This is a genomic window from Chryseobacterium sp. KBW03 (genome assembly GCF_003852415.1).
GTDB classification, from domain to species: domain Bacteria; phylum Bacteroidota; class Bacteroidia; order Flavobacteriales; family Weeksellaceae; genus Chryseobacterium; species Chryseobacterium viscerum.
The window spans coordinates 413,458-437,223 of record NZ_QAJO01000003.1 but is presented as its reverse complement, the minus strand read 5'-3'; the positions used below and the strand labels follow the sequence as shown (position 1 = coordinate 437,223).

Annotated in this window: 25 protein-coding genes; 17 read left to right on the top strand and 8 right to left on the bottom strand. The window is 36.1% G+C overall.

From position 1 onward, the window contains the following. Positions 1 to 8: 8 nt before the first annotated feature. The 6 genes from aroB (at position 9) to DBR39_RS05840 (ending at position 5,851) form a co-directional block, all read left to right on the top strand. The gene (gene aroB / locus DBR39_RS05865; protein WP_124531316.1) at positions 9 to 1,055 is read left to right on the top strand and encodes a 3-dehydroquinate synthase; all 1,047 of its coding nucleotides are present in this window, start codon (positions 9 to 11) and stop codon (positions 1,053 to 1,055) included. Positions 1,056 to 1,333: 278 nt separating this feature from the next. Beyond that, entirely contained in the window at positions 1,334 to 1,972 is a 639-nt protein-coding gene (locus DBR39_RS05860) for a porin family protein (protein ID WP_124531314.1), read from the top strand. A 232-nt stretch (positions 1,973 to 2,204) separates the two neighbouring features. Then, on the top strand, positions 2,205 to 2,834 hold the full coding sequence (locus DBR39_RS05855; protein WP_124531312.1) for a porin family protein: 630 nt from the start codon (positions 2,205 to 2,207) through the stop codon (positions 2,832 to 2,834). A gap of 207 nt (positions 2,835 to 3,041) precedes the next feature. Next, complete coding sequence (locus DBR39_RS05850; RefSeq protein WP_124531310.1) at positions 3,042 to 3,626, top strand: porin family protein; 585 nt, start codon at positions 3,042 to 3,044, stop codon at positions 3,624 to 3,626. 448 nt (positions 3,627 to 4,074) lie between these two features. Next, positions 4,075 to 4,779, top strand: coding sequence for a porin family protein (locus tag DBR39_RS05845; RefSeq protein WP_103233781.1), 705 nt, complete (start codon positions 4,075 to 4,077; stop codon positions 4,777 to 4,779). Between the two features lie 364 nt (positions 4,780 to 5,143). Continuing rightward, on the top strand, positions 5,144 to 5,851 hold the full coding sequence (locus DBR39_RS05840; protein WP_124531308.1) for a porin family protein: 708 nt from the start codon (positions 5,144 to 5,146) through the stop codon (positions 5,849 to 5,851). Between the two features lie 105 nt (positions 5,852 to 5,956). Here DBR39_RS05840 and DBR39_RS05835 read toward each other — a convergent pair whose 3' ends face one another. From DBR39_RS05835 to DBR39_RS05805, 7 genes are all read right to left on the bottom strand, one after another. After that, the gene (locus DBR39_RS05835) at positions 5,957 to 6,904 is read right to left on the bottom strand and encodes a glycerophosphodiester phosphodiesterase family protein (protein WP_124531306.1); all 948 of its coding nucleotides are present in this window, start codon (positions 6,902 to 6,904) and stop codon (positions 5,957 to 5,959) included. A gap of 141 nt (positions 6,905 to 7,045) precedes the next feature. Beyond that, positions 7,046 to 8,545, bottom strand: coding sequence for an amidophosphoribosyltransferase (gene purF, locus DBR39_RS05830; protein ID WP_103233784.1), 1,500 nt, complete (start codon positions 8,543 to 8,545; stop codon positions 7,046 to 7,048). A gap of 66 nt (positions 8,546 to 8,611) precedes the next feature. Further along, complete coding sequence (locus tag DBR39_RS05825; protein WP_109738946.1) at positions 8,612 to 8,971, bottom strand: four helix bundle protein; 360 nt, start codon at positions 8,969 to 8,971, stop codon at positions 8,612 to 8,614. Positions 8,972 to 9,006: 35 nt separating this feature from the next. Next, the gene (gene purC, locus DBR39_RS05820; RefSeq protein ID WP_065397805.1) at positions 9,007 to 9,729 is read right to left on the bottom strand and encodes a phosphoribosylaminoimidazolesuccinocarboxamide synthase; all 723 of its coding nucleotides are present in this window, start codon (positions 9,727 to 9,729) and stop codon (positions 9,007 to 9,009) included. A 36-nt stretch (positions 9,730 to 9,765) separates the two neighbouring features. After that, complete coding sequence (locus DBR39_RS05815) at positions 9,766 to 10,461, bottom strand: DUF3307 domain-containing protein (RefSeq protein WP_124531304.1); 696 nt, start codon at positions 10,459 to 10,461, stop codon at positions 9,766 to 9,768. A 2-nt stretch (positions 10,462 to 10,463) separates the two neighbouring features. Beyond that, a complete protein-coding gene (locus tag DBR39_RS05810; RefSeq protein ID WP_124531302.1) occupies positions 10,464 to 11,069 on the bottom strand; it encodes a SatD family protein in 606 nt (201 codons plus the stop codon). Positions 11,070 to 11,524: 455 nt separating this feature from the next. Beyond that, positions 11,525 to 13,444 carry an endonuclease gene (locus DBR39_RS05805; RefSeq protein ID WP_124531300.1) on the bottom strand — a complete coding sequence of 640 codons (1,920 nt, stop codon included), beginning with the start codon at positions 13,442 to 13,444 and terminating at the stop codon, positions 11,525 to 11,527. Positions 13,445 to 13,638: 194 nt separating this feature from the next. On the opposite strand from DBR39_RS05805, the gene DBR39_RS05800 reads away from it, so the two are divergent. From DBR39_RS05800 to DBR39_RS05755, 11 genes are all read left to right on the top strand, one after another. Then, positions 13,639 to 14,778 (top strand): acyl-CoA dehydrogenase family protein, encoded by a 1,140-nt coding sequence (locus tag DBR39_RS05800; RefSeq protein WP_124532050.1) that lies wholly within the window; start codon positions 13,639 to 13,641, stop codon positions 14,776 to 14,778. Between the two features lie 24 nt (positions 14,779 to 14,802). Next, positions 14,803 to 15,300, top strand: a complete 498-nt coding sequence (locus DBR39_RS05795) for a DinB family protein (RefSeq protein WP_124531298.1) — start codon at positions 14,803 to 14,805, stop codon at positions 15,298 to 15,300. Positions 15,301 to 15,504: 204 nt separating this feature from the next. Then, the gene (locus DBR39_RS05790; protein WP_124531296.1) at positions 15,505 to 18,435 is read left to right on the top strand and encodes a reprolysin-like metallopeptidase; all 2,931 of its coding nucleotides are present in this window, start codon (positions 15,505 to 15,507) and stop codon (positions 18,433 to 18,435) included. A 476-nt stretch (positions 18,436 to 18,911) separates the two neighbouring features. After that, entirely contained in the window at positions 18,912 to 19,625 is a 714-nt protein-coding gene (locus tag DBR39_RS05785; RefSeq protein ID WP_124531294.1) for a glycohydrolase toxin TNT-related protein, read from the top strand. A 9-nt stretch (positions 19,626 to 19,634) separates the two neighbouring features. After that, the gene (locus tag DBR39_RS05780) at positions 19,635 to 20,045 is read left to right on the top strand and encodes a hypothetical protein (protein ID WP_124531292.1); all 411 of its coding nucleotides are present in this window, start codon (positions 19,635 to 19,637) and stop codon (positions 20,043 to 20,045) included. Positions 20,046 to 20,169: 124 nt separating this feature from the next. Then, a complete protein-coding gene (locus DBR39_RS05775) occupies positions 20,170 to 20,907 on the top strand; it encodes a hypothetical protein (RefSeq protein WP_124531290.1) in 738 nt (245 codons plus the stop codon). A gap of 84 nt (positions 20,908 to 20,991) precedes the next feature. Further along, positions 20,992 to 21,459: a nucleoside triphosphate pyrophosphohydrolase family protein gene (locus tag DBR39_RS05770; RefSeq protein ID WP_124531288.1), complete on the top strand. Its 468-nt coding sequence runs from the start codon at positions 20,992 to 20,994 to the stop codon at positions 21,457 to 21,459. A gap of 2 nt (positions 21,460 to 21,461) precedes the next feature. Beyond that, the gene (locus DBR39_RS05765; RefSeq protein WP_124531286.1) at positions 21,462 to 22,025 is read left to right on the top strand and encodes a TlpA family protein disulfide reductase; all 564 of its coding nucleotides are present in this window, start codon (positions 21,462 to 21,464) and stop codon (positions 22,023 to 22,025) included. A 3-nt stretch (positions 22,026 to 22,028) separates the two neighbouring features. Continuing rightward, positions 22,029 to 22,634 carry a DUF4230 domain-containing protein gene (locus DBR39_RS05760; RefSeq protein WP_124531284.1) on the top strand — a complete coding sequence of 202 codons (606 nt, stop codon included), beginning with the start codon at positions 22,029 to 22,031 and terminating at the stop codon, positions 22,632 to 22,634. A gap of 17 nt (positions 22,635 to 22,651) precedes the next feature. After that, positions 22,652 to 22,792: a hypothetical protein gene (locus DBR39_RS24185; protein WP_185147139.1), complete on the top strand. Its 141-nt coding sequence runs from the start codon at positions 22,652 to 22,654 to the stop codon at positions 22,790 to 22,792. Positions 22,793 to 22,971: 179 nt separating this feature from the next. Beyond that, positions 22,972 to 23,157 (top strand): hypothetical protein, encoded by a 186-nt coding sequence (locus DBR39_RS05755; protein ID WP_103234663.1) that lies wholly within the window; start codon positions 22,972 to 22,974, stop codon positions 23,155 to 23,157. A 98-nt stretch (positions 23,158 to 23,255) separates the two neighbouring features. Here the strand turns inward: DBR39_RS05755 and DBR39_RS24460 are convergent. Further along, on the bottom strand, positions 23,256 to 23,766 hold a 511-nt coding region (locus DBR39_RS24460), incomplete at its 5' end, for an isocitrate/isopropylmalate family dehydrogenase (protein WP_262697055.1).

Below are 23,766 nucleotides of genomic sequence, written 5' to 3'. Positions count from 1 at the left end.
AATCGAAGATGATAACAATATTAAACGATAATTTTTCTCAGCTCAATACGTTTCTTCACGAAAAAACTTTCAGTAAAATTTTCATCCTGGTAGATGAAAATACACATGAATACTGCCTTCCTATTCTTTTAGGAAATATGGAAACAGATCTTGGCTTTGAGATTTTAGAGATTGAAGCGGGTGAGGAAATGAAAAATATCCAGACTGCCAATCAGCTTTGGGAAATTTTGACAGAGATGCAGGCAGACAGAAAGGCATTGGTTATCAACCTTGGAGGTGGTGTGATCACTGATATGGGAGGATTTGTTGCATCTACCTATAAAAGAGGAATACAGTTTATCAATATCCCTACTACCCTTTTATCCATGTGTGATGCTTCTATAGGAGGAAAAACAGGAATTGATCTGATGCACTATAAAAATATGGTGGGAACTTTCGCTTTCCCGGAACAGATCTTTATTTTCCCAAAATTTCTGGAAACATTGCCTTTTAAAGAATTAAGAAGTGGATTCGCTGAAATGCTGAAACACGGATTAATTGCTGATAAAAATCATTGGGATCAGCTGATTCAGATCCGTAAACTGGAAGTTGAAACGGTAGTTCCCCATATTCAAGCTTCTATGAATATTAAACAAACTGTGGTAGATCAGGATTTCCATGAACAAAACATTAGAAAAACCCTGAACTTTGGCCATACAATAGGTCATGCAGTAGAAAGTTTGTGCTTACAGCAGGGAAATCCCATCCTGCATGGAGAAGCAGTTGCCATGGGAATGATTGCCGAAGCTCACCTTGCTTATCTTGAGAACCTTATTTCTGAAGAAGATGCAAAAGCAATCATTGAAAATATCCAGAGATACTATCCATATCTTGACATCAGTGATTTTAAAGATGAAGACATCACCGCATTATTATTGAATGATAAAAAGAATACAGACCGAAAAATCAACTTTTCCCTGCTTTCAGGAATCGGTTCTTGTAACTATGACCATCAGTGCAGCCAGGAAAACATCCTTGAGTCGTTATCTTTTTACCGAAAATTGAATAATGCTTAATTATTTTCTGGAAATCAAACCTACTTTAAAAGGTATTGTTTAACAAAATTGTCAATTTAAACGCCTTCTAAACAAATGTTTATTTAAACAAATAAAACACTGTTAATCAATAATATATTAAAAAAATCACTTAAACACTAAGTGATTTTTTTATTGATTTTACTCATAAAAAAGATTTTTGGCAAGCAATTTGAAAGATACTCTGCGTTCAACTGAAAAGCTGAACAAGTAGTAAAATTTAAAATTAAGAAAGAGTAAAATTTAAAAAAATTAAAGTTATGAAAAAGTTAATTTTAGGATTAGCGTTAACTGCAGGAACATTCGCATTCGCTCAACAGACAACAAACACATCTTCTTCTAACCCAGTAACATTCGGGGTAAAAGGTGGGATGAACGTATCTTCACTTTCAAAAGATAGTGGTCTAGACGATCAGAAATCTAAAATAGGATTCAACGCAGGTGTATTTGCAAACATTCCATTAGCAAGTTCATTCAGTGTTCAACCGGAGGTGCAATACTCACAATACGGTAATAAATCTGATTATACTTTAGCAGGAACAAAATATTCAGCTTCTACTAAACTAGATTATATTACTGTTCCGGTAATGTTCCAGTATAACTTGATCCCTGATCTTTATGTAGAAGCAGGACCAGAATTCGGTTTCATGGTAAGTGCTAAGAACAAGTTCAAAAATGAATCTAATGGACAGTCATCTACTACAGATAACTACAAAGACAATCTAAGCACATTCAACTTTGGTATCGGTCTTGGTGCTGGATATTACTTCACACCGAACTTAGGACTTACTGCAAGATATGTGGCAGGTTTAACAGATGTAGCGAAAAACAGACCTAGCGGATCTGATGCTACAAGAAACAACCTATTCCAGGTAGGTTTAGCTTATAAATTTAAATAAGCTTATACATTCACTAACAAATTTTATATTCAATAGAAAAGATCAGATTAATTTTTTAATCTGGTCTTTTTTTATGTTAAATTTTTATTGAGTTCACAAAAGACTAAACATACCTCCCAAAATGTTGATTTTTGCATCTGTTAAAGAAACGATAAATTCTTTATCCATGGGATTCACGGCATATTGTTTGTTGATTGTCGGATGTTAAACAACATAAAAATAAAACTAATCTATGAAAAAGATTTTTCTAGGCCTGGCTCTTATTGCAGGTACTTTTACTTTTGCTCAAAGCACATCCACTTCAACTGAAACAACTGCTTCATCAGCACCATCTTCATCTAAAATCAAATTCGGTTTAAAGGCAGGACTTAATGTATCCAACCTATCTAATATGGATATGAATTCAAAAGCGGGATTTTATGGTGGTGTTTTTGTGAACATTCCTGTATCAAAGGATTTTTCTATTCAACCGGAAGTATTGTATAGTACTGTGGGAGCAAAAGAAAAGGGAGGCAGTAATGCAAAACTTAATTTAGAATATGTTTCGATTCCTGTAATGTTTCAATACAAACCGCTTTCTAACTTTTATGTAGAAGCAGGTCCTCAATTTAGTTTCTTAACGGATGCCAGGTTGAAAAACGATGTATCAAGTTTACAGCTTAAAGATGCAACCAGAGGTTTTGATTTTGGAATCGGATTGGGTGCAGGTTATAATTTCACCAAAAACATCGGTGTGAATGTGAGATATACTGCAGGATTATCTGATATTGTAAATAAAGGTCAAAGATATCACTATGGATATGACAGATCAGGTTCTGTAAAAAACAATGTATTCCAGGTAGGAGTAAATTACAAATTCTAAAGCATTATCAGCTTTTTACGACAAGTTTTTATAATTAAAGTAGATCCGGGCTCAAAATGAGCCCGGATTTTTTATACAAAAGCAAGACGTTCACTTAAATAAATACCTTTAAAACAACAAGTTAAAAACATTCATCAACTTTGGCACACAGTTTGTTTCTTAATGAAACGTTAAATAAAACTTAAAAACTATTAAAATATAAAACTTATGAAAAAGTTAATTTTAGGCCTTGCCTTAGTAGCAGGTACTTTCACTTTCGCTCAGAAGACTTCTACTTCTACTGCTTCATCTTCTCCAGTTAGATTTGGAGTAAAAGCAGGTCTTAACGTTTCTAGCATTTCTAACAGTGATTTAAATTCAAAAGCGGGATTTTATGGAGGTGTTTTTGCAAACATTCCAGTAGCACAGGACTTCTCTGTACAACCGGAAGTATTATACAGTGGTATGGGTGCTAAAGCTAAGTCTAACAGTGATGTGAAATTGAACATGGACTATATTGCAGTACCGGTAATGTTACAGTACAACCTGATTCCTAACTTATATGTAGAAGCAGGTCCTCAATTCGGTTTCCTTATCAGTGCTAAAGGAAAAGCTAACGGTACATCTATAGATGTTAAAGATAGTTTCAAAACTTTTGATTTCGGAATTGGTCTTGGAGCTGGATATTACTTCACACAAAATATCGGAGTGAATGTAAGATATACCGCTGGATTATCTGATGTTCCTAAAAACAATACTGGTGATGCTTCAAGAAACGGAGTATTCCAGGTAGGTTTAGCTTATAAATTCTAAAAGCTGAATTCAGTTTTCAGACAGCAAAACATTATATTCAATACAAAGCCGGATTAATTTTATCCGGCTTTTTTATTTGACATCTATTTTGGCAAGAAATTTGCGTACAGAGTAGTGATTGTACTCTATTTCGGAAATCCTCAACTTACGGTTTCTGTTTTTACAATGAAATAAGTGTTGATTCTTTTGAACAATCAATTGAATTTCAAAACTGAAATCTAACTATTACCATTATAAACTTTTTACCGAAAACTACATTAGAGTGCACAGCAGAATACTGAAACGTATTTTGTTTATATAATTAAGATACATTTTGATTTCAATAGAAAAAGTCAGGTTTATTTGTTTAAGCCTGACTTTTTCGCTTACTGCATGATTTTTATCACATTCCCTGTTTGTGGCAGGTGTTTTGTCGCAATGAAGAAAAATTAAATTAAAACTTTAAATCATGAAGAAATTCTTTGCAGCGCTTGCATTCACAAGTGTTCTTTTTGCAAACGCACAAGAAAAAACTCAGACAGCTTCTCCTTCATCTCCTGTTACATTTGGAGTTAAGGCAGGATTAAATGGTTCAACATTGACCAGAGGAGACGGCTATGAATATGATAACAATGAAAAAATGAAAGTTGGTTTTCATGCAGGAGTATTCGCAAATATTCCGGTTTCAGCGAAATTTAGCATTCAGCCGGAACTTCTTTTCAGCCAGCTGGGATCAAAATCAGATTACAACTACAGAACAAGTTCTGGTAATTATAGAAAAACACAGCACTATGATTACAGTACAACACTCAATTATCTTAGTCTTCCTGTAATGGTTCAGTATAATATTCTTCCTCAGCTTTATGTGGAAGCAGGTCCTGAATTTGGTTACTTATTAGGAGGAAAAACAAAAGGAGACTTAACCACTATCGAGACTACCGGAAATTCAGTAACCATTGACCATACTGAACATGTTTCAAAAAACATTTCAAAAAGTCTCTTTAACCGCTTCAACCTGGGAATAGGCATCGGTGCCGGGTATTACTTTACTCAAAACTTTGCTGTTACAGCAAGATTTACGGCTGGTATTACTGAAGTTTACAAATACAACCAAGAAGAAGATAAGGTAAGAAATAATGCGCTTCAGATTGGAGTAGCTTATAAGTTTAAATAGAGATATTTATTATTTTCAAAATTGATACCGGACTTTTAAGTTCGGTATTTTTTATTTCTAGTGTTAAAAACCATCCGGATAATTCATTATTTTTCTAAAAACAGTTTTGGGTTTTTAAATTTTCACTATTTCTATTATCAACAATCAAGTTTTTTTACTATTGAATTTTTTTCATAAAATATTAAGTTTGGCAAGCCATTTATTCATCAAAAAGTGACAAATGATTGAAAAAAACACTTTCTGAAAACCACCTGGAAAGCCCTATAAATAAGCATTTTTCAACTTTGGCAAGCAATTTGCAAAATAATACGAGTCTGATGATAAATCATACGACACACAAATAGTAAAATTAAAAAATAAAATTATGAAGAAGTTATTTTTAGGATTAGCATTAACTGCTGGTACGTTGGCTTTTGCTCAGGAAACAGAAACAAAAACAGTAAATGCATCACCGCTAAAAAAAGATGTTCAACCTATTAGATTCGGGATTAAAGCAGGGGGAAACTCGGCATACTTCAGTCAACAGAAATTCGGAATCAACACTCAACAACTAGGTTTCCACGCGGGTGTATTCGTTAATATTCCAATCTCAAAACAATTCAGCTTCCAACCAGAGGTATTATACAACCAAATGGGGGCAAAAGATGTACTTTATTCTACAGAAACTGACAATGGAGTAACGAATGTAAAAACTAAAGCACAAAGTAGAGTAAACATGAACTATATCTCAGTTCCATTAATGGTTCAAATGAGACCTACTGATAAGTTTTATATTGAAGCAGGACCTGAATTCAGTTATTTCATTAATGGAAAAAACAAAGGAGAAACTACAGTAGCAAGTACTACTGGTGGTGTTACTACAACCACTTCAAGTTCTCACTCTTCAGATATCGACAAAGACATGATCAACCAGTTCAATTTTGGTTTAGGTCTTGGTCTAGGGTATGATATCACTTCTAATATCGGGATCAGTGCAAGATATGTAAACAGCTTGACAAAAATCGATAAGAGCAGACCTGCTGCTGAAAATAACAACAGAGTATTTCAGTTAGGTTTGAACTATAAATTTTAATTATAGAACCAATTTTTAACCCCAAGTGCAGCCATCTGCACGCATAAAATAGCTGGAAGAATTTCTTCCGGCTATTTATTATTGTAAGTACAGCTATGTAAATGTTTACTCAAATATTCTTGGATCATCACTGATTACACCGTCAATTCCCATCTCTTTTAATTCCTGTAATCTCTCTTTTGAGTTTACAGTCCAGGGAATCACTTTCATCCCTAATGCATGACATTCCTTTATTAACTGGGGAGTAACAAGAGTATGATCAGGACTGTAAATAGTCGGGGTAAAACTCAGGAATTTCATATCTCCTGATACTCCATTCAGATGGTCAGGATACATCTTAAATTTTTCTGCAGGAATATTTTTAAAATAAGCCTGCTGCTGCGTCAGCTTTTTATCATCCACTTTTTCTACCAGCAAAGCGGTCATGATTTTAGGATATTGCTTATGAAGGATCTCCAGTGTTCTTGGATCAAAAGACTGAATAATGACCCTATCCTGGATTTTTTTCTCTATGATAATCTTCATCATCAGATCAACAAATTCTTTCGGTTCGGGATGAAATATATGATCTGAGAACGGGCGGGTCTTAGTTTCTATATTATAAAAAGGCAGTGGTCTTTTCAATTCACGGGCATACGACTCGCATGCATCTATGACGTCTGAAAAGAGAGGTTTTTGAGCCTTCATTTTCTTTTGATCAGGATAATTATTCAATTTCTTTAACCCTACATCAAAAGTTTTAATCTTTGCATAAGGCATCTCGTAGATTTTATAATAAAAACCTGAGTCTTTTGGAATATAGGTTCCATCCGGCTTTGTGACCAATTCAGGAGAAAGGAAGGAATCATGAGAAAGAATTACCTTTTTGTCTTTGGTGATAGCCAGATCCATTTCCAGTGTTGTGATATTCATTTTCAGAGCATTCTTCATGGCCGGGATCGTATTTTCGGGGTAAAGAGATTTTCCACCGCGGTGTGCCTGTTTGTCGAAAGACTGTGAAGAATAAAGTTGGGCACATACCAGAAAAATACCCGTCAAAAATGCGTTTTTCATATCCTGAAGTTTTAATCTGACAAAATTAAAACTTCGCTGTGTACTGTATAATACAGGAATATTAAGCTTTTGCTACATTTATAAAACAAAAGAGCCAGGGACAGCCCTGACTCTTTTTGTTTTTATATTTCAATAAAAATATTAGTTGAATAATTCTACCTCCTCTCCTTTTTCTACCGGATATTCTTCAGTAAAGCATCCGAAGCAGTGATTAGCAGATCCTAAAATAGTTTTCAGGTTATCAATACTTAAAAACTCTAAAGAATCTACTCCCAGATAGTTTTTAAGTTCCTCTGTAGTCATATTCGCAGAGATCAAATCATCTTTAGACGGAGTATCAATTCCCAGATAACATGGAGCAATAATAGGTGGAGAAACACTTCTGAAGTGGATCTCTTTTACGCCTGCATCTTTTAAAATTTTAACCAGTCTTTTTGATGTTGTCCCACGAACAATAGAGTCATCAATGATAACTACTCTCTTATCCTTCATTTCAGAGATGATCGGGTTCAGCTTAAGGTTTACTACCCTTTCTCTCATTTCCTGCGTAGGAACGATGAAACTTCTTCCGATATATCTGTTTTTGATCAAAACAGGACGGAAAGGTATTCCTGAAGCCTTAGAGAAACCAATTGCAGCCGGAACTCCGGAATCCGGAACCCCAATAACCAAATCGGCATCTACAGGAGCCTGCTCCCAGATCTTCTCCCCTGATTTTTCTCTGATCTCATATACATTGATGTTTTCTAAGGTAGAGTCAGGTCTTGCAAAATAAATGTATTCAAAAGAACAGATTCTCTGCTTTCCTTTCGCCTCATCCATCATGTAAGAGTGAAGTTTTCCAGGTTCGTTTTCATTGGTATAAATGATCTCTCCCGGAAGGATATCACGTACATACTGAGCTCCTACTGCATCCAGTGCAACAGACTCTGAAGCAACTACGTAAGATCTTTCGTCGATAGCTCCTAACACCAATGGACGAATTCCGTTGAAGTCTCTGAATGCAAAGAATTTGTTTCTTGTCATCCCAACAACAGAATAAGCTCCTTCGATCTTTTCCATCGTTGCTTTAATCGCTCCACGGAGACCTAAATCAAGGTTTTTCTGGATCAGTCTCAGGATCACCTCAGAATCGGATGTAGCTCTGAAAACCACGCCTTCAGCTTCTAATTCTGTTTTTAGTTCTCTCGCATTGGTAAGGTTACCATTGTGTGCTATAGAAAGTATAATCTGGTCATATTCGTTTTTCGCGAAAAATGGCTGGAAGTTATATTTCTTTTTATCTCCTGCAGTGGTATAACGGGTATGCCCAATTGCAGAATTTCCCATAAAAGTTTCAGGTTCCTGAATGTCTTTATAAACATCTAAAACCAGTCCTTCGTCTTTCATGTTGGTAATTCTTCCATCTTTTAAAACGGAAATACCACAAGCCTCCTGACCTCTGTGCTGTAATGCAAAAAGCCCGAACTGTGAAAGAGAGAAAGTATCCAGATCATTATCCGAATACAATCCGAAGATCCCACATTCTTCATTAGGAGCATCCAATCTTTCCTCTTCCTGAGTTCTGAAAAGATTTCTCCCGTAAGTCTGGGTTTCAAACTGTTTTAAATATTCACTTTTATGAATGTCTAAACTTTTCATTTCTATTTTTTCTAATGATTAGAAGTTAGATATTAGATGTTAGAAATTAGTCTAAGTTAACTTCAATTATAATTTTAAACTTGCTTTTAATGAATAGATCATTTTCTGAATTTCAGCTAAAAGTTCTTTTAAGGGAGCTATTTTTGTTTCAGAAATAAAATTCAAATCAATCAATAACTGAAGCTGTGTTTGTAGTTCATAGGTAGAACCAAACGCAATTCCGAGAAACTGGTAAAATTCATTTTTATTATTTCTTCCGGCTCCTTCTGCAATATTAGACGGTATTGAAACAGCACATCTTCTGATTTGAGATTGTAGTCCGAATTTTTCTTCCACTGGCAATTCAGCTGAGATCACATAAACCTCTTTAACTAAAGCCATTGATTTGTTCCAGACTTTCAAATCTTCTATCCGGTGCGATTTCATACTAATTTCTAATATCTAACTTCTAATTTCTAAAATTATTTTGCAAGTAAGTTCTTCAATCGGTTATAGATCTCAACATAAGCTTCAGTAACTTCTCCTAAGTCTCTTCTGAATCTGTCTTTATCTAATTTTTTCATGGTATCTTTATCCCATAGTCTGCAAGTATCAGGAGAAATTTCGTCAGCTAAGATGATTTCTCCGTCTGAAGTTTTACCCAGTTCGATTTTGAAATCTACCAGGATGATATTGATTTTGTCAAACAGGTCGATAAGGATCTCGTTGATGTCTGAAGTTAGCTCATACATTTCGTCAAGCTCTTCATACGTAGCAGCACCTAAGAAAACAGCGTGGTGATCGTTGATAAGCGGATCTCCCAATTCGTCTTTTTTGTAGCAGATATCGAAGATCGTTACCGGAGATTTTATTCCTTCTTCCACTCCTAATCTTTGTGCCATACTTCCTGCAGAGTAGTTTCTCACTACCATTTCCAAAGGAATGATAGATACTTTTCTTACCAACTGCTCTCTTTCGTCCAATTGTTTGATGAAATGAGTTTTGATCCCTTTTTCATTTAAATATTCAAAAATAAGGGTTGTAATAGCATTGTTCATTTCCCCTTTCAGATCAACCTGACCTTTCTTTTGAGCATTAAATGCTGTAGCATCGTCTTTGAAACGCACTACTACTTCATCAGGATTATCGGTAGCAAATACCTGTTTTGCTTTCCCCTCGTACAACATTTCTTTCTTTTGACTCATAATTTTACTTTCTAAATTGTAGTTAGATTTATTGATTTATTTTATTATTATTCCTGTTAAGACAGCCAGCCCAAAACTCAGCAGTGTACCAATTAATACATATTCCGTAAGTTTTCTCTGTTTTGCCTGTGCAAGGTCGCTGAACCTGAAAACAGATTTGGCAGCTACCATGAACCCTACGCCCTCCCAGTGATTCACCATGATAAAGGTGAAAACCAGCAGACGTTCTAAAATTCCGATATATTTTCCGGCACTTGATAAAGATTCGGTTTGAATAGTGTTGGGGCCATCCGGAGCAGGAGTCCAGGATGACAATAATATTTTGATAAAAATAGAAGCAGGTGTTGTCAGAAACAATGCAGCCATGATGAGCTTTAAAAATTCCTGATTTTGTAAAAAGCTGAAGCTGAATTCCTGAAAATAAAAAGAAACTCCCGCAATAACCAGAACATGCAGCAACTGATCAATGAAAAACCATGTTTTTTTAGTTTTTACATTCTGAAAGCTAAGCTTTGCGGCATCTATCATAAAATGAGTAATCCCCACCAAAACAGCCACCCACCAAAGCTGCAGATCCCAAAGAAAAATAAGGCTTAAAGCGATGTGAATCAGAATATGAAAGTATAAAAACTTACTTTTTAGTTTATAATTTTCCTTATCTGCAACCCATGAATTTGGCTGAAGTATAAAATCTCCGAGTAGATGTGCCAATATGAGTTTGATAAAGATCATGCCTATAGTTCTGAGATTTTCTTTCTGAAATACTGGTTGGTTTCCACGATGAGCTCATAGTTGGCTCGCTTCAGTCTCTGGCTTACAGAAGACTGTGAAATAGCAAATCTCTTGGCAAGATCTTCCTGCGTAATATCCTGGTTCATGATCATTTCATGAATAATCTCTGACGTAGCCATGGTCCAGTTATCAAAATCTTTAGACGACCATTTCAACAGAATATTAAGATCTCTGTCAACCGGGTCACTGGATGTTTTGATAGCCACGGTGTGGCCGTCATTTTTAAGGTCATTCAAAAGTCTGCCGGAATTGACATACGCGGTACCATTGGATTCAGTGATCTTCTCAGAAGAAAAACTTTCCTCACCAATACCTATGGCCATTCTTACATCTAAATTTTCCTGACTTTTAATAAGAGATTTTATGGCTAGAAAACGCCAGAAAACGTCATCAATATTGCATTTGAACTGAAACTCATCTCCCCTGTAGATTTCCCATGTGAGAGGAGCGCTCCCCCATTTTTCGAGAAGATGTTTTAGTCTGGTAATCCAAACTTCAGTATCCGCATGCTGTGAATTTATAATATCACCGGTAATGACCGCTATCATACTGCAAATATAAGCATAATTACTTATATATAAAAAATATAAGCAGAAACACTTATAGATATTGATTATTAGTGAATCTACTTATATCGATTATGCAGTAAACATAAGGTTTTTAAGACTTTATATAAAATTGCAAAATTATATAAAAACAAAAAACGGAGAAAATTTTTAAAATTACATTTCCTTTAACTCTACTTTTTTTCATTTTTTTAGTGAGAAGCTATTCCTGCTATCCGCTCATACTCCTCGCTCCTTGCTATCCCAACCCCTTAATCCTCCAACCCTACCGCCATGCTCCGGGGTAACCGCTTCTATCAGGGCTAAAACCGTCATCGAGGGCAAGGTGAAGCCATTTCTTCCTTTACCTATTATAAAAAATAAACCTCACAGGTTTTAAAAACCTGTGAGGTTTGGCTTGTCACAAAAATGATTATTATTTAAATACTGAGAAGCTTTTATTTTTTGATAAACTGATGGGCATTCTCATCAAGTTTTAAGAAATACATTCCTGTCGGAATTCCTTGTACAGAAATGTTTTTCTTATTTCTGAACGGATCTTTTTCTATATAAATCACTTTTCCGGAAAGATCTATAATTTGGGCTGTTTTTATTTTTTCCGTTTCTCCTTTTACATAAAGGTTATCATAAACCGGGTTTGGATAGATTGTAAATTCATTATGAGAAGCAATCAATTCCGAAGCAGACAGGGTACCACCCAGATTTTGACAATAATTAGAAGGATAAGAATCCCACTCACTGATATTAAAGGTATCTGCAGGCTTATTGATTGTACTTTTTCTATACAAAGATACATTGCCGTTATTGTTCGTTGTATATTTTACCCCAATAGCATCTATTGTAACCGTCTTATTATAAGCAAGCTCTACGTAGTTGCCTCCGGTAAACGTCAAAGGATCAGAAGCTGTTACAAATCTTGCCTGATCATTGGTATAACACGATAAAGTAGCTTTTGGATTCAAAATAACAAAAGTTTCATTATTCCCTACCTTACCTTCCAGTTCATAGGTATCTCCACTATAGATGGCTCCTGAGCTGTTATTTTTAAACTGAATATTAATCCTGTAATTATTCAGATTAACTTCATGCCCTGTCTTATTAACGATTTCCAGCGCGTTATTCTTAATGGTATTGTTGCTGTTATTGGTTCCTGATATATACTTTGTAATCATAAGATCCGGAGCATAAGAATCCGAAGCAATTGTTGAAGCTGTAACCGTATTACTGACCGGAGATTCTAAATATCCTTTATCAAAAGCTTTTACGGTAAAAGTATAAGTGGTTGACGGACTCAGGTGATCGATACTTACAGAAGTTCCTTTTGTAACTGCAACAGGCGTTGCGGAACCATTCATATACACTCTGTATCCCAGCACATCGGTATCAGGAGAAGCAGTCCAGTTCAAATTCACAAAATAAGCATTCTGCTGGGTTGAAACCAGTGATCCTGGAGCTGCCGGAGCAACACTGTCCGGCGTTTCAGACCAAATTATATTAATCCATTCAGGATGATCAATAAATGGGTTTCTGTTTTTCTGTATGGTATAGATGCTGTTATTTCTATCAATTTCCCTTTGAGAAACAGGATCCGCTGTACTCCATTGTTTCAGCATGGCAACATAAGCAAGATCAACGGCTCTTTCTTCTGTTCCGTCAAGCGGACATTGGTCTGTAGCAGGTGTTATGTTTGCAGATGTGCTATAAGCCGTATTAAACGAACCCAATTTCCCTTCATATCTCACTGCAAAGTATAATAAAGTCCTTGCAATATCACCTTTAAACTCATTAATAGGTTCATAAACTCTTCCGGTATAAGGATAATTGGGAATGGCCGCATTAGACATCCTCGAAGTATTGCTGAAAATATAATGATTCGTACTGTTTCCTATTCCATAAGGATAGTTATTCCTTAACTGATTAATCCTTGCATCAGCCGGGATAATAAAATTCAGATCAGAATACATTGGATAATCGCTGATTGATGAACTTGTACTGAACGTACTTTGCGGCATCATATGCTCTCTGTTATACCCTAGTCCTTCTGCTCCTGCAGTACTTATTAACTGATCTAATGTATACTCATAAGCATCCGGCCCAGAAGGGATTTCAGAATAGATATCCAGCAGATACTGAGTATTGGAAGCATCATGATCATAATATTTGTCAAGATCAGTCTGGCCATATAACGATTTAAGATCATCATAATGCCAATTGACCATTTTTTCCGAGATAATATCGTGAAGTTTCGATTTCAGGGCATACCCCGTCAATCCGGCTGTTCCGTTATAATATCCGGCAGGAGCCTGCGCAGAAAAATAAGAGGAAATTAAAATGATAGGAAGTAGAATTTTTTTCATGCCTTAAAAATTGGGGGACTAAAATAGTGAAATAAAAAACGCAAAAGGCAGAATATTTTATTACGAAAGTATTAATTTTTAAAATATAAAAAATTGAAAATTAATAGAATTGCCCTCTAAATATTATGAATGAAATAATTTTTTTTAGCATTCCGCCAATTTGGTTATCTTTGGGAACTAACTATTATTATCATATGAATACAGAGACTATTGACAACATCAAAATGATAGCGGAGACGGCTAGAGAATTTGCGGAAAAGAATATCAGACCGAACATTATGGAATGGGATGAAAGCCAAACATTTCCTAAAGATCTGTTCCACCAATTAGGTGAAATGGGTTTCATGGGGATCGTAGTTCCTGAACAATATGGAGGTTCCGGCTTAGGATATCATGAATATGTTACTATTCTGGACGAAATTTCTCAGGTTGACCCATCTATTGGTCTTTCTGTAGCAGCACACAACTCACTTTGCACCAACCACATCTATGAATTTGGAAATGAAGAGCAGAGACACAAATGGCTTCCTCAGCTAGCTTCCGGAAAAGTAATCGGAGCTTGGGGACTTACAGAGCACAACACAGGTTCAGACTCAGGAGGAATGTCTACTACAGCTGTAAAGGATGGTGATGAGTGGATCATCAGTGGAGCTAAAAACTTTATTACTCACGCTATTTCAGGAGATATTGCCGTAGTAATGACAAGAACAGGAGAAATAGGGGCTAAGAATAACTCTACCGCTTTTGTTTTAGAAAAAGGAATGCCTGGTTTTACTTCCGGGAAAAAAGAAAATAAATTAGGAATGCGTGCTTCTGAAACCGCAGAACTGATTTTTGATAATGTACGTGTACCAGATTCTCACCGTTTAGGAGAAGTAGGAGAAGGTTTCAAACAGGCAATGAAAGTGTTGGATGGTGGTAGAATTTCTATCGCTGCCCTAAGTTTAGGTACTGCAAGAGGTGCTTATAAAGCTGCTTTGAAATATGCAAAAGAAAGACATCAGTTTGGAAAGCCAATTTCAGATTTCCAGGCAATCAACTTTATGCTGGCAGATATGGCAACAGAAATTGATGCTGCAGAACTTCTTATCCAAAGAGCTTCTACATTGAAAAACGCTAAACAAAAAATGACAAAAGAAGGAGCTATGGCAAAACTATATGCTTCTGAAGCTTGTGTGAGAATTTCCAACAATGCTGTTCAGATTTTCGGAGGATACGGTTACACAAAAGACTTCCCTGTTGAAAAGTTCTACAGAGATTCTAAACTTTGCACCATCGGTGAAGGTACTTCTGAAATCCAGAGACTGGTAATTGGAAGAGATATCACAAGATAATCTTAACTTTTAAAACAAATACAAATGATTAAACAGGCACTTTTAGGTGAATTTCTGCACGAGGCTGAAAACACCAGAAAAATTTTACAGGCAATCCCTGACAGCGCACTAGACTGGAAACCGTCTGAAAAGAACTGGACAACCGGTCAGCTCGCTTCTCATATTGCTGAAGTATACAATTGGTACGAATCTACTTTCAATCAGGATACTTTTGATATGGGTGCGTATAAGTATGACAAAGGAGATATTTCAAAAGCTGAAAATATCTTAACAAAATTTGAAGAAAATGTTGCCAATGCACAGAAAGTTCTTGAGAACTCTGACGAAAACACTTATTTTAATGAGTGGAAAATGGAAATGAACGGGAATGTACTTTTCCCTCCGTCTCCAAAGATTCAGGTGATAAGAGGCTTTCTTTATAATCATTTGTACCATCACAGAGGAGAGCTGGTTGTTTATTTAAGATCAACCGGAAATAAAGTTCCCGGGCTTTACGGTCCCACTGCTGATGATAAAATGTAATTGAAAATATTATATTGAACAAACTAAGAATGACATATGCTGCGGTATATGTCATTTTTCTTTTAGAGAAAGGCCTTTTCAATTATACTCAATGCACTGCATAATACATTAGATAGAAAGTCTAAAATTTTCTTAAAAAATTTAGTTTTCAATAACATATTTTTTATTAGCTTTGATATTCCACAATCAAATTTAATATTTAATATGAAAAAACAATTAACGCTGATTGGAATGCTCCTTATTTCGGGTATTTCTTTCGCACAGACTGACCGTCTTTGGTCCGAAGGCTCCAGAAAGGCTTCATCAGAGATTTTTGAAAACAAATCCAGCATCAGCAATCCAAAGGTGTACAACCTGAACATCAACGGATTGAAAAATGTTCTGGCAAAGGCTCCCAAAAGACTTACAGCAGGCGAAAAATCAGAACTCATCATCTCTTTTCCCAATTCTGAAGGCAGAATGGAAAATTTTAAAGTGAGGGAGAATTCCAATTTTGCCCCTGAGTTGGCAGCAAAATATCCGGATATCAAATCCTATGTGGGAGAAGGTCTGGATGATCCTAACTCTACAGTCTATTTCAGTGTTTCTCCACTCGGACTGTCATCGATGGAAATTTATGGTGATAAATCTGCAGTATTCATCGAACCTTACACTAAAGATCTTTCCACTTATGTAGTGTACAGAAAATCTGACAAAAAAGATGATCTTAACAAGTTTGAATGTACCGTAGTAGATGCTGCACAGAAAGGGGTTTCCAACTCTGCCCTTGCTGCAAGACCTAATGCTGACGATGCCAAACTGAGAACATTCAGACTGGCTCTATCCTGTACAGGAGAATACACCACTTATTTTGGAGGCACAAAAGCTCAGGCTTTGGCTGCAATGAATACTACAATGACTCGTGTAAACGGTGTTTTTGAAAAAGATTTTGCTGCAAGAATGGTTCTGATCGCCAACAATGACGCTGTAATCTACACCAATGCTTCTACAGACCCGTATTCCGCAGCTTCAGGAATGAGCAGCTGGAATTCTCAATTGCAAAGTACTCTAACTTCTGTAATTGGTGAAGCGAATTACGACATCGGACACTTGTTCGGTGCTTCAGGAGGTGGAGGAAATGCAGGCTGCATCGGCTGTATCTGTACAAACGGATCCAAAGGAAGCGGATACACATCTCCGGCAGATGCTATTCCTTCAGGAGATAATTTTGACATCGACTATGTGGCTCACGAAATGGGACACCAGTTCGGAGGAAACCACACCTTCTCTATGAACAACGAAGGAACAGGTGTCAATATGGAACCGGGATCAGGATCAACAATCATGGGGTATGCAGGAATTACCAGTCAGGATATCCAACCGCATTCTGATGCATTTTTCCATGCGATAAGCATTCAGCAGATCACCAATAACATTAAAGCTAAAACCTGCTCTGTCAATACCAATACAGGAAATTCTATTCCAACAGCTAACGCAGGCTTAGACTATACAATTCCAAAAGGAACTCCATTCGTACTGACAGGTACAGGAACGGATGCTGACGGAGATTCTTTAACCTACATCTGGGAGCAGATAGACAATGCTTCTTCTTCCCAAACAGGAGCAAGTTCTGCAGCCAGCGCAACAAAAGCTTCAGGACCTAACTTCAGATCATGGGTTCCAACAACATCTCCAGCAAGATATTTTCCAAGAATGGCATCTGTATTAACGGGGGCTACAACTACAGCGGGTTCTGAAATCACTGTGGAAGCTCTTTCTTCAGTGGCCAGAGCATTAAACTTCAGATTTACTGTTCGTGACAACAAAGCGGGAGGTTCTGGAAATAATTCTGATGATGCTGTAATCACTGTGAATTCAACGGCAGGACCATTCCTGGTAACTTCACAAAACTCAGCAACCACTTATGCCGGAGGGAGCTCTCAAACAATCACATGGGATGTAGCCGGAACTACAGCCAATAGTGTCAATACAGCCAATGTAGATATTCTTTGGTCAACAGACAGCGGAAATAACTGGACTACTCTATTAGCGGGAACTCCAAATGACGGTTCGCAGGCTGTTACTATTCCAAACTCTACTACAACGACAGGAAGAATCATGGTAAAAGGATCCAATCACATTTTCTTTGATGTAAACAATGCCAACATCTCTGTAAATGCAGGTTCCGGAACACCTGATACCGTTGCTCCTACAGCTCCTACCCTTGCTGCTTCAGGAACAACTGCTACTACTACTAACCTTTCATGGTCAGGGGCTACAGATAATGTAGGAGTTACAGGATATGATATCTATCAGGGTGCTTCATTAATAGGATCTTCAGCTTCTACGACGTATACCGTAACAGGACTTACTCCTGCAACAACGTATTCTTTCTCTGTTAAGGCAAAAGATGCAGCAGGAAATGCTTCCGTTTCCAGCAATACAGTAAGCGTTACCACTCTTTCAGGAGGAACCGTTTCATATTGCTCTTCTTCAGCATCCAATACAGCGGATGAAAGAATCGGAAATGTAACATTCGGATCGATTAATAACACTTCTACAGGAACAGCAGGTTATGAAAACTTCACTTCAGTTTCTACCAATGTGACAAGAGGAAGTGCTTACACTATTTCTATCACTCCGGTTTGGACTTCTACAAAATATAGCGAAGCATATGCTGTTTATATTGATTATAACGGTGACGGCGACTTTACAGACAGCGGAGAATTAGCATGGACAAAAGCAGGTTCTACAACCAGCCCGGTTACAGGATCTATTACAATTCCAGCTACAGCTACTGTGGGATCTACAAGAATGAGAGTGATGATGAAGTACAGCTCAATACCTACTTCATCATGTGAAGCTTTCACTTATGGCCAGGTTGAAGATTATACCCTTAATATCGTTTCTTCAGGAAAAGGAGATCTTCAGAACACAAAAGATCTGATCACAGATATTAAGCTTTATCCAAACCCGGTTAGAGATGTACTTTATATTTCCAATACAACTTCGGAAGACTATAAGATTTTCGATATGGGTGGAAAACTAATTGACTCAGGAAAACTACAGAGAGGCTCAGTAAATGTAAGCAATCTTATCAAAGGTGCTTATATGCTTCAAATTGGAGAATCATCCAAGAGGTTTATTAAAAACTAAGAACCTTAAAATTAAACGATGTGAAAAACTGCCCTTTAGAGGGCAGTTTTATTTTTTTATAGTGTAAAATATCATACATAATACATTTATTATTACAATTAATTTCTTAAAAATATTTTATTTAAAATAAAATTACTAATATTTGAGTTTTTTGATTTAAATTTATTGCATAACAATATTTTGTTGTGCCGTTTACCCAGATTGTATTTAAGGGAGCTCCAGACCCTATTTTGACGTCTGATACAGTTGCTTCTTTTGACCCTATTCTGGCATAAATTGATATTTCAACAATTTACTGTCAGAAAACTGTATTATTCAACCCAATTTCAGTTCTGAAATTTTCTTTTACAGGCTGAAAAATAGCAATACTATTCATACTACTATTTCACTTAAGATTTTTGTAAAGAAAATGATGTTTCAAAAAGGCAGACTCCTTTAATACCTTACTAATTTTTAAATAATTTTAAATTTTATATATGAAACATTTATTTAAGTACATTTTTTTTTTAGCGATTACTTCGCTCTCGGTTGCCTGTAATTCGGACAGGGATGATGAAGTTGAAACGAATTCGGATGTTACCACCGTATTCTACAAAAATGCGGATGAGCTGGCAGTAACCTACGACAGCAATAACACCGTAAGCCAAACCATCAGAAATCAGGCTTACGAGCTTTACAAACAAGGTAAATGGAGCGAACTGGAATCTTTATTTAAAGCCAATAATTTAAATGGCGGATGGCCTCCTGCAAACGGCGGATACAACATTGTTGATGAAGTATCTTTACAGGTTGGACAAAAATTTGACCGTTATAGTGGGGCTGTCGGGAGCTATAATGGAACGGGAGTTCCTACTTTAGGAGGAAGTTTTACAAGTCCTATTATCAACGGATATGTATATACTTTTACCCAGAGGGCTTTAAATCAGGCGGAAGACAAATACGACTTCTATTATGAGATTGATGTATTGAACAACTCCATGCAGTTCAAAACTCAGACAGCAGATATTATTCCTTGGTTTAACCAGGCAGGAAAAGGAAAACAAACGATGTGGAAAATTCCAATTGATATCAATACAGGGTATCAGAAAACATGGAATAAGCTGGCACAGGAAGGATATATAAAAATTACCATTAAGAAAAGTCCTAGCGGAAAATATCCTAACTTAGTCGGCACAGTTATTCAGCCATAAAAAATTCAGATGTATTCAATATCAAAAAAAATAAGCATTATTAAAAAGGCTTCTGTTGCAAAAAGTACTTTCATGAATGATGAAGCCATTCCCTCTGCAATCACCACTTTTACCTGCTGCAGTTGTGGTCATGAAAATACCGTAGAAATAAAACCCTACGAATCAGGATTCGCAATACTTCAACTATATAACGAAGATCAGGTTTTATCCAAAAGTGAATTATTAAAGTACGGAATGGTCAGCGAAACTTCTCAAAGAATGATGTATTTCGGAGAATTGACAGTCAATGATCAGCCAACTTTATATTTTGGCACCGATTGTTCATCCTGTCATTCGCAATACATTGGTGTATTTAGCTATGGGGAAAAACAACCAGGGTTATCGATCCTAAGTATCTCTGGCTTATGGAAGTATGAATAATTGAAATCATTTATACCGAATACAGAAAAGTCCACAACCTGAAAGTTGTGGACTTTTTCTTAATTTAGCAAGCAAACTAATCCTGCTCATTAAAAGGATTCTTAACCGTGGAAACATTTCTAAAATGAAAAAAACAACCTTATTTCTCCTTATTCTACTCTCTGAATCAGCATTTTCACAAAAGACACTCGCAAAATACCCTGATGGCCAGTTTCCTTATAAAGGAGGGCCCACTCAAATGTCTTCAGAAATGCAGGACTATTTTTTGAAAAGCGGCACAAAACCCTGTGATAAAAACGAAATATATTATGTAACCTTGAAAATAGATGAAAATGGTAAACCATCTTTGATAAAGAAAAAAAGTGATGAAAGTGCTATAGAACGAAACAAATGCGCCTTCAATCTTGCTGTCAAATCTCTGGGAAGTTTAAAGAACTGGCAGCCTGCAGAAGAACAGGGAGAAAAAGTTAACGCCTATTTTGATTTTCCTTTTTTACCAGAAGATTTTTTTGAAAATTATAAATCTGACTATGATATTTCAAAAATATATCAGCCTGCTGAACTGCCTGATGGATTGAGAGAACTAAGAAAAGAAATCCACAAAAAACTGGAAGACAATATAGATCCGGAATCTTACAACCCAAAAGGGAAATTTATTATATCCTTCATCATAGATACAGATGGCAATATTTCTAATGTAGATGTTGAACCTAAGATAGAAAATAGTGAAAAGTTTTTTGAGGATATAAAATCTATAATGAAAAGAATCAAAGTAAAATGGAATCCTGGAAAAATTAAAGGAATACCGATACGATCAAAATTCCGAATGCCTTTTAATTTTAAATCGTCAGAAAGAGACTGAGATTCCTGACAGCCTGTTCTTTTTACGCTATACATTTCACATTTTACAAATCCTTTTCTATCTTTGTGGGAAATAAAAAAATTCATGGATAAAATTGATAGTTTGAACCAAGTAGCAGAATTCCATACTACTTTCAAAGCCCCTATTTTAGATACCCCACAAATTCCTTCTCCGGAAAGATGCAATCTGAGAGTAGAACTTTTACAAGAAGAATTAAACGAACTGAAGCAGGCCATTGCAGATAATGATATTGTAGAAATTGCGGATGCATTATGTGATCTTCAATATGTTTTGAGTGGTGCTGTACTGGAATTCGGACTTGGCAACAAATTTGTAGAGCTATTCAACGAAGTTCAGCGTTCCAATATGTCGAAGGCATGTGATAATGAAGAGCAGGCAAAGGAAACTGTTGAATTCTATAAAGAAAAGGAAGTAGAATCTTTTTATGAAAAGTCTGGAGAAAAATTTAACGTTTACAGACAGGCAGATCATAAAGTATTGAAAAACAAATACTACTCTCCTGCTGATTTAAAATCAATTATCGAAAACTAAATATGAAGAAATTTATTACCAATATTGTTGCCTTTTCAAGCTTATTTTTAGCCGCTCAGCAGCTGAGCGCTCAAAAAGTAGTGATGAATCGTGAGGTTGACACCCAGAAAGACGGCAAAATGCTTTTAGGAAATCAATTGAAAGAGCAGTTTTTAAAAGCTCCTTATGCAGATTGGTATGTAAAAGAACATGACGAATATGTTCTTGACCAAAAGGCAGTCAGTGAATTGAAAAAAGAGAAAATTGGCACTTATGACATTATTGTTTTTATGGGAACATGGTGTGAGGACAGCCACAGAGACTTTCCAAGACTGATGAAAATATTGGAAACGGTAAATTATCCGGAAAATAAATTAAGCATTATTGCTGTAAACCGTAAGAAAGAATCTCCTACCGGGGATGAAAGTCTTTATAATCTTCAGAAAGTTCCTACTATTATCCTGAAAAGATATGGAAAAGAAGTGGGGAGAATTATAGAAATGCCTACTACTGGATATATTGAAAGAGATTTAGTTCAGATTCTGAAAAAAAATGATTCATCTGTCATCAAAGAAATTTTTAAATAGATTTTGAGAAATTATAAAACAATTTTGTCTTTTGCAGCCGGCGCCGGCGTTGTGATACTGCTGTTTTTCGGTCTTAAATCCTGCCTAAACCTGGGAAATAAAACGGAGAAATCGGATTATTATATCCTGACCAATCAGATTTCCAAGATGAATAAGATGGTGGTAATCGAACAGAATACCTCCAGTATGCAGAAAACGAAGATGGGATTTGAAGTATTTGGCAAGGAGGTATCAAGCAACAGCATTATTACCTATACAAAGACCAATGCGCAGGTTTCTTATGATCTTAACAAAATGAAGATCGAAGTAGATTCTATCAACAAAAAACTGGTGATTACAGAGCTTCCTGATGCAGATATAAGAATCACGCCAAGCGTTGAAATCCAGTCTTTAGATGATTCTTTCTTTAACCGAATTGAGGAAAAAGACATTAAGAATGTTACTCAAAAAGCTAAAGAAACCGCTGAAAAATCTATTGACCAGAATCAGCTGAGAAGTGAAGGACATAAGCAGCTGATGGAAAATCTTAATAACATTTTCGTTCTGGCAAAAGCTTTGAATTACACTATTGAAGATAAGACAGGAAAAATTGGTATCTTAGGTCTCTAAGACTAAATACTGATATCATGAATTCAACAGAAGACAAAAAAGAAAAAGAAGAGACGTTACAGAATCAAGATTTGGAAAACAACCCATCTCCAAAGAAGACAGAGAAAAAAGATGTTCCAAAATCTTCTACAAACAAATCCGGTAAAACTGGGGGTTAAACAGGATGAGGATCTTAACAGTACCTCTCCACAAAAAAACCTGCTTGTGATAAAGAAGATGTTCCAAAGTTCACCAACCCAGAAATCAGGAACACGCGGAGGGTAACTTATGCTTTTCCATTTTGGCAAGCGCTTTGAATGATAATTTCATATATTTTTGAAATTAAAAATTTAAAGTCATGAATACAAAAGGAAACACCAACAAAAAAGAATCTGCCAATACTGCAGAAACTAAAAAGCAGAATGAGGATTTCCAGGATATTCCTGCTGCCTCGAAAAAGACCAATCCACCTGAAATTGATAAGGAAGACATTCAAAAGGCTTCAAAAAACAAATCAGGAAAAACGGATAATACAAAAAGATAAAAGAGCTGTCAAAGCTTCTTTATAATTAAAAAACGAAAAGTTCCGCCTCATATGAAGCGGAACTTTTCTTTCTAACTATCTAAATGAACTTTTTGTTTCTATACAATAGTTGATTTTCCGATCTTGATATTTTCAAAATTGTAATACGACTTTTCGGAATATCTGATATGGTCGGCAATAAAGCTTCCCACTTCACTTGTTGAGTAATACTGCTTCGTATTCAGGTCTACAGTAACATACTTGTTTTCAATAGCATGCTCCACAGACTGCCTTAGTTTGCTGGCTGCAGCCTGTAAATTAAGATGATCCAGCATCATGGCTACACTTAAAATAGAGGCAACAGGATTTGCAATTCCTTTTCCTTTAGCCTGCGGATAAGACCCATGGATAGGCTCAAATAAAGCATTCTTATCTCCTACCGAAGCAGATGGCAGAAGCCCGATAGAACCTCCAATCACACTCGCTTCATCTGAAATAATATCCCCAAACATATTTTCAGTCAGAATAACATCGAAGTGCTTAGGGTTAAGGATCAGCTGCATCGCGGCATTATCCACAAACATATAATCAAGCTGTACATCAGGATATTCTGAGGCAATTTCCTGACAT

Coding starts and splice junctions, on each gene's coding strand:
- aroB (WP_124531316.1), top strand. CDS start 9: ATGATAACAATATTAAACGATAATTTTTCTCAGCTCAATACGTTTCTT.
- DBR39_RS05860 (WP_124531314.1), top strand. CDS start 1,334: ATGAAAAAGTTAATTTTAGGATTAGCGTTAACTGCAGGAACATTCGCA.
- DBR39_RS05855 (WP_124531312.1), top strand. CDS start 2,205: ATGAAAAAGATTTTTCTAGGCCTGGCTCTTATTGCAGGTACTTTTACT.
- DBR39_RS05850 (WP_124531310.1), top strand. CDS start 3,042: ATGAAAAAGTTAATTTTAGGCCTTGCCTTAGTAGCAGGTACTTTCACT.
- DBR39_RS05845 (WP_103233781.1), top strand. CDS start 4,075: ATGAAGAAATTCTTTGCAGCGCTTGCATTCACAAGTGTTCTTTTTGCA.
- DBR39_RS05840 (WP_124531308.1), top strand. CDS start 5,144: ATGAAGAAGTTATTTTTAGGATTAGCATTAACTGCTGGTACGTTGGCT.
- DBR39_RS05835 (WP_124531306.1), bottom strand. CDS start 6,904: ATGAAAAACGCATTTTTGACGGGTATTTTTCTGGTATGTGCCCAACTT.
- purF (WP_103233784.1), bottom strand. CDS start 8,545: ATGAAAAGTTTAGACATTCATAAAAGTGAATATTTAAAACAGTTTGAA.
- DBR39_RS05825 (WP_109738946.1), bottom strand. CDS start 8,971: ATGAAATCGCACCGGATAGAAGATTTGAAAGTCTGGAACAAATCAATG.
- purC (WP_065397805.1), bottom strand. CDS start 9,729: ATGAGTCAAAAGAAAGAAATGTTGTACGAGGGGAAAGCAAAACAGGTA.
- DBR39_RS05815 (WP_124531304.1), bottom strand. CDS start 10,461: ATGATCTTTATCAAACTCATATTGGCACATCTACTCGGAGATTTTATA.
- DBR39_RS05810 (WP_124531302.1), bottom strand. CDS start 11,069: ATGATAGCGGTCATTACCGGTGATATTATAAATTCACAGCATGCGGAT.
- DBR39_RS05805 (WP_124531300.1), bottom strand. CDS start 13,444: ATGAAAAAAATTCTACTTCCTATCATTTTAATTTCCTCTTATTTTTCT.
- DBR39_RS05800 (WP_124532050.1), top strand. CDS start 13,639: ATGAATACAGAGACTATTGACAACATCAAAATGATAGCGGAGACGGCT.
- DBR39_RS05795 (WP_124531298.1), top strand. CDS start 14,803: ATGATTAAACAGGCACTTTTAGGTGAATTTCTGCACGAGGCTGAAAAC.
- DBR39_RS05790 (WP_124531296.1), top strand. CDS start 15,505: ATGAAAAAACAATTAACGCTGATTGGAATGCTCCTTATTTCGGGTATT.
- DBR39_RS05785 (WP_124531294.1), top strand. CDS start 18,912: ATGAAACATTTATTTAAGTACATTTTTTTTTTAGCGATTACTTCGCTC.
- DBR39_RS05780 (WP_124531292.1), top strand. CDS start 19,635: ATGTATTCAATATCAAAAAAAATAAGCATTATTAAAAAGGCTTCTGTT.
- DBR39_RS05775 (WP_124531290.1), top strand. CDS start 20,170: ATGAAAAAAACAACCTTATTTCTCCTTATTCTACTCTCTGAATCAGCA.
- DBR39_RS05770 (WP_124531288.1), top strand. CDS start 20,992: ATGGATAAAATTGATAGTTTGAACCAAGTAGCAGAATTCCATACTACT.
- DBR39_RS05765 (WP_124531286.1), top strand. CDS start 21,462: ATGAAGAAATTTATTACCAATATTGTTGCCTTTTCAAGCTTATTTTTA.
- DBR39_RS24185 (WP_185147139.1), top strand. CDS start 22,652: ATGAATTCAACAGAAGACAAAAAAGAAAAAGAAGAGACGTTACAGAAT.
- DBR39_RS05755 (WP_103234663.1), top strand. CDS start 22,972: ATGAATACAAAAGGAAACACCAACAAAAAAGAATCTGCCAATACTGCA.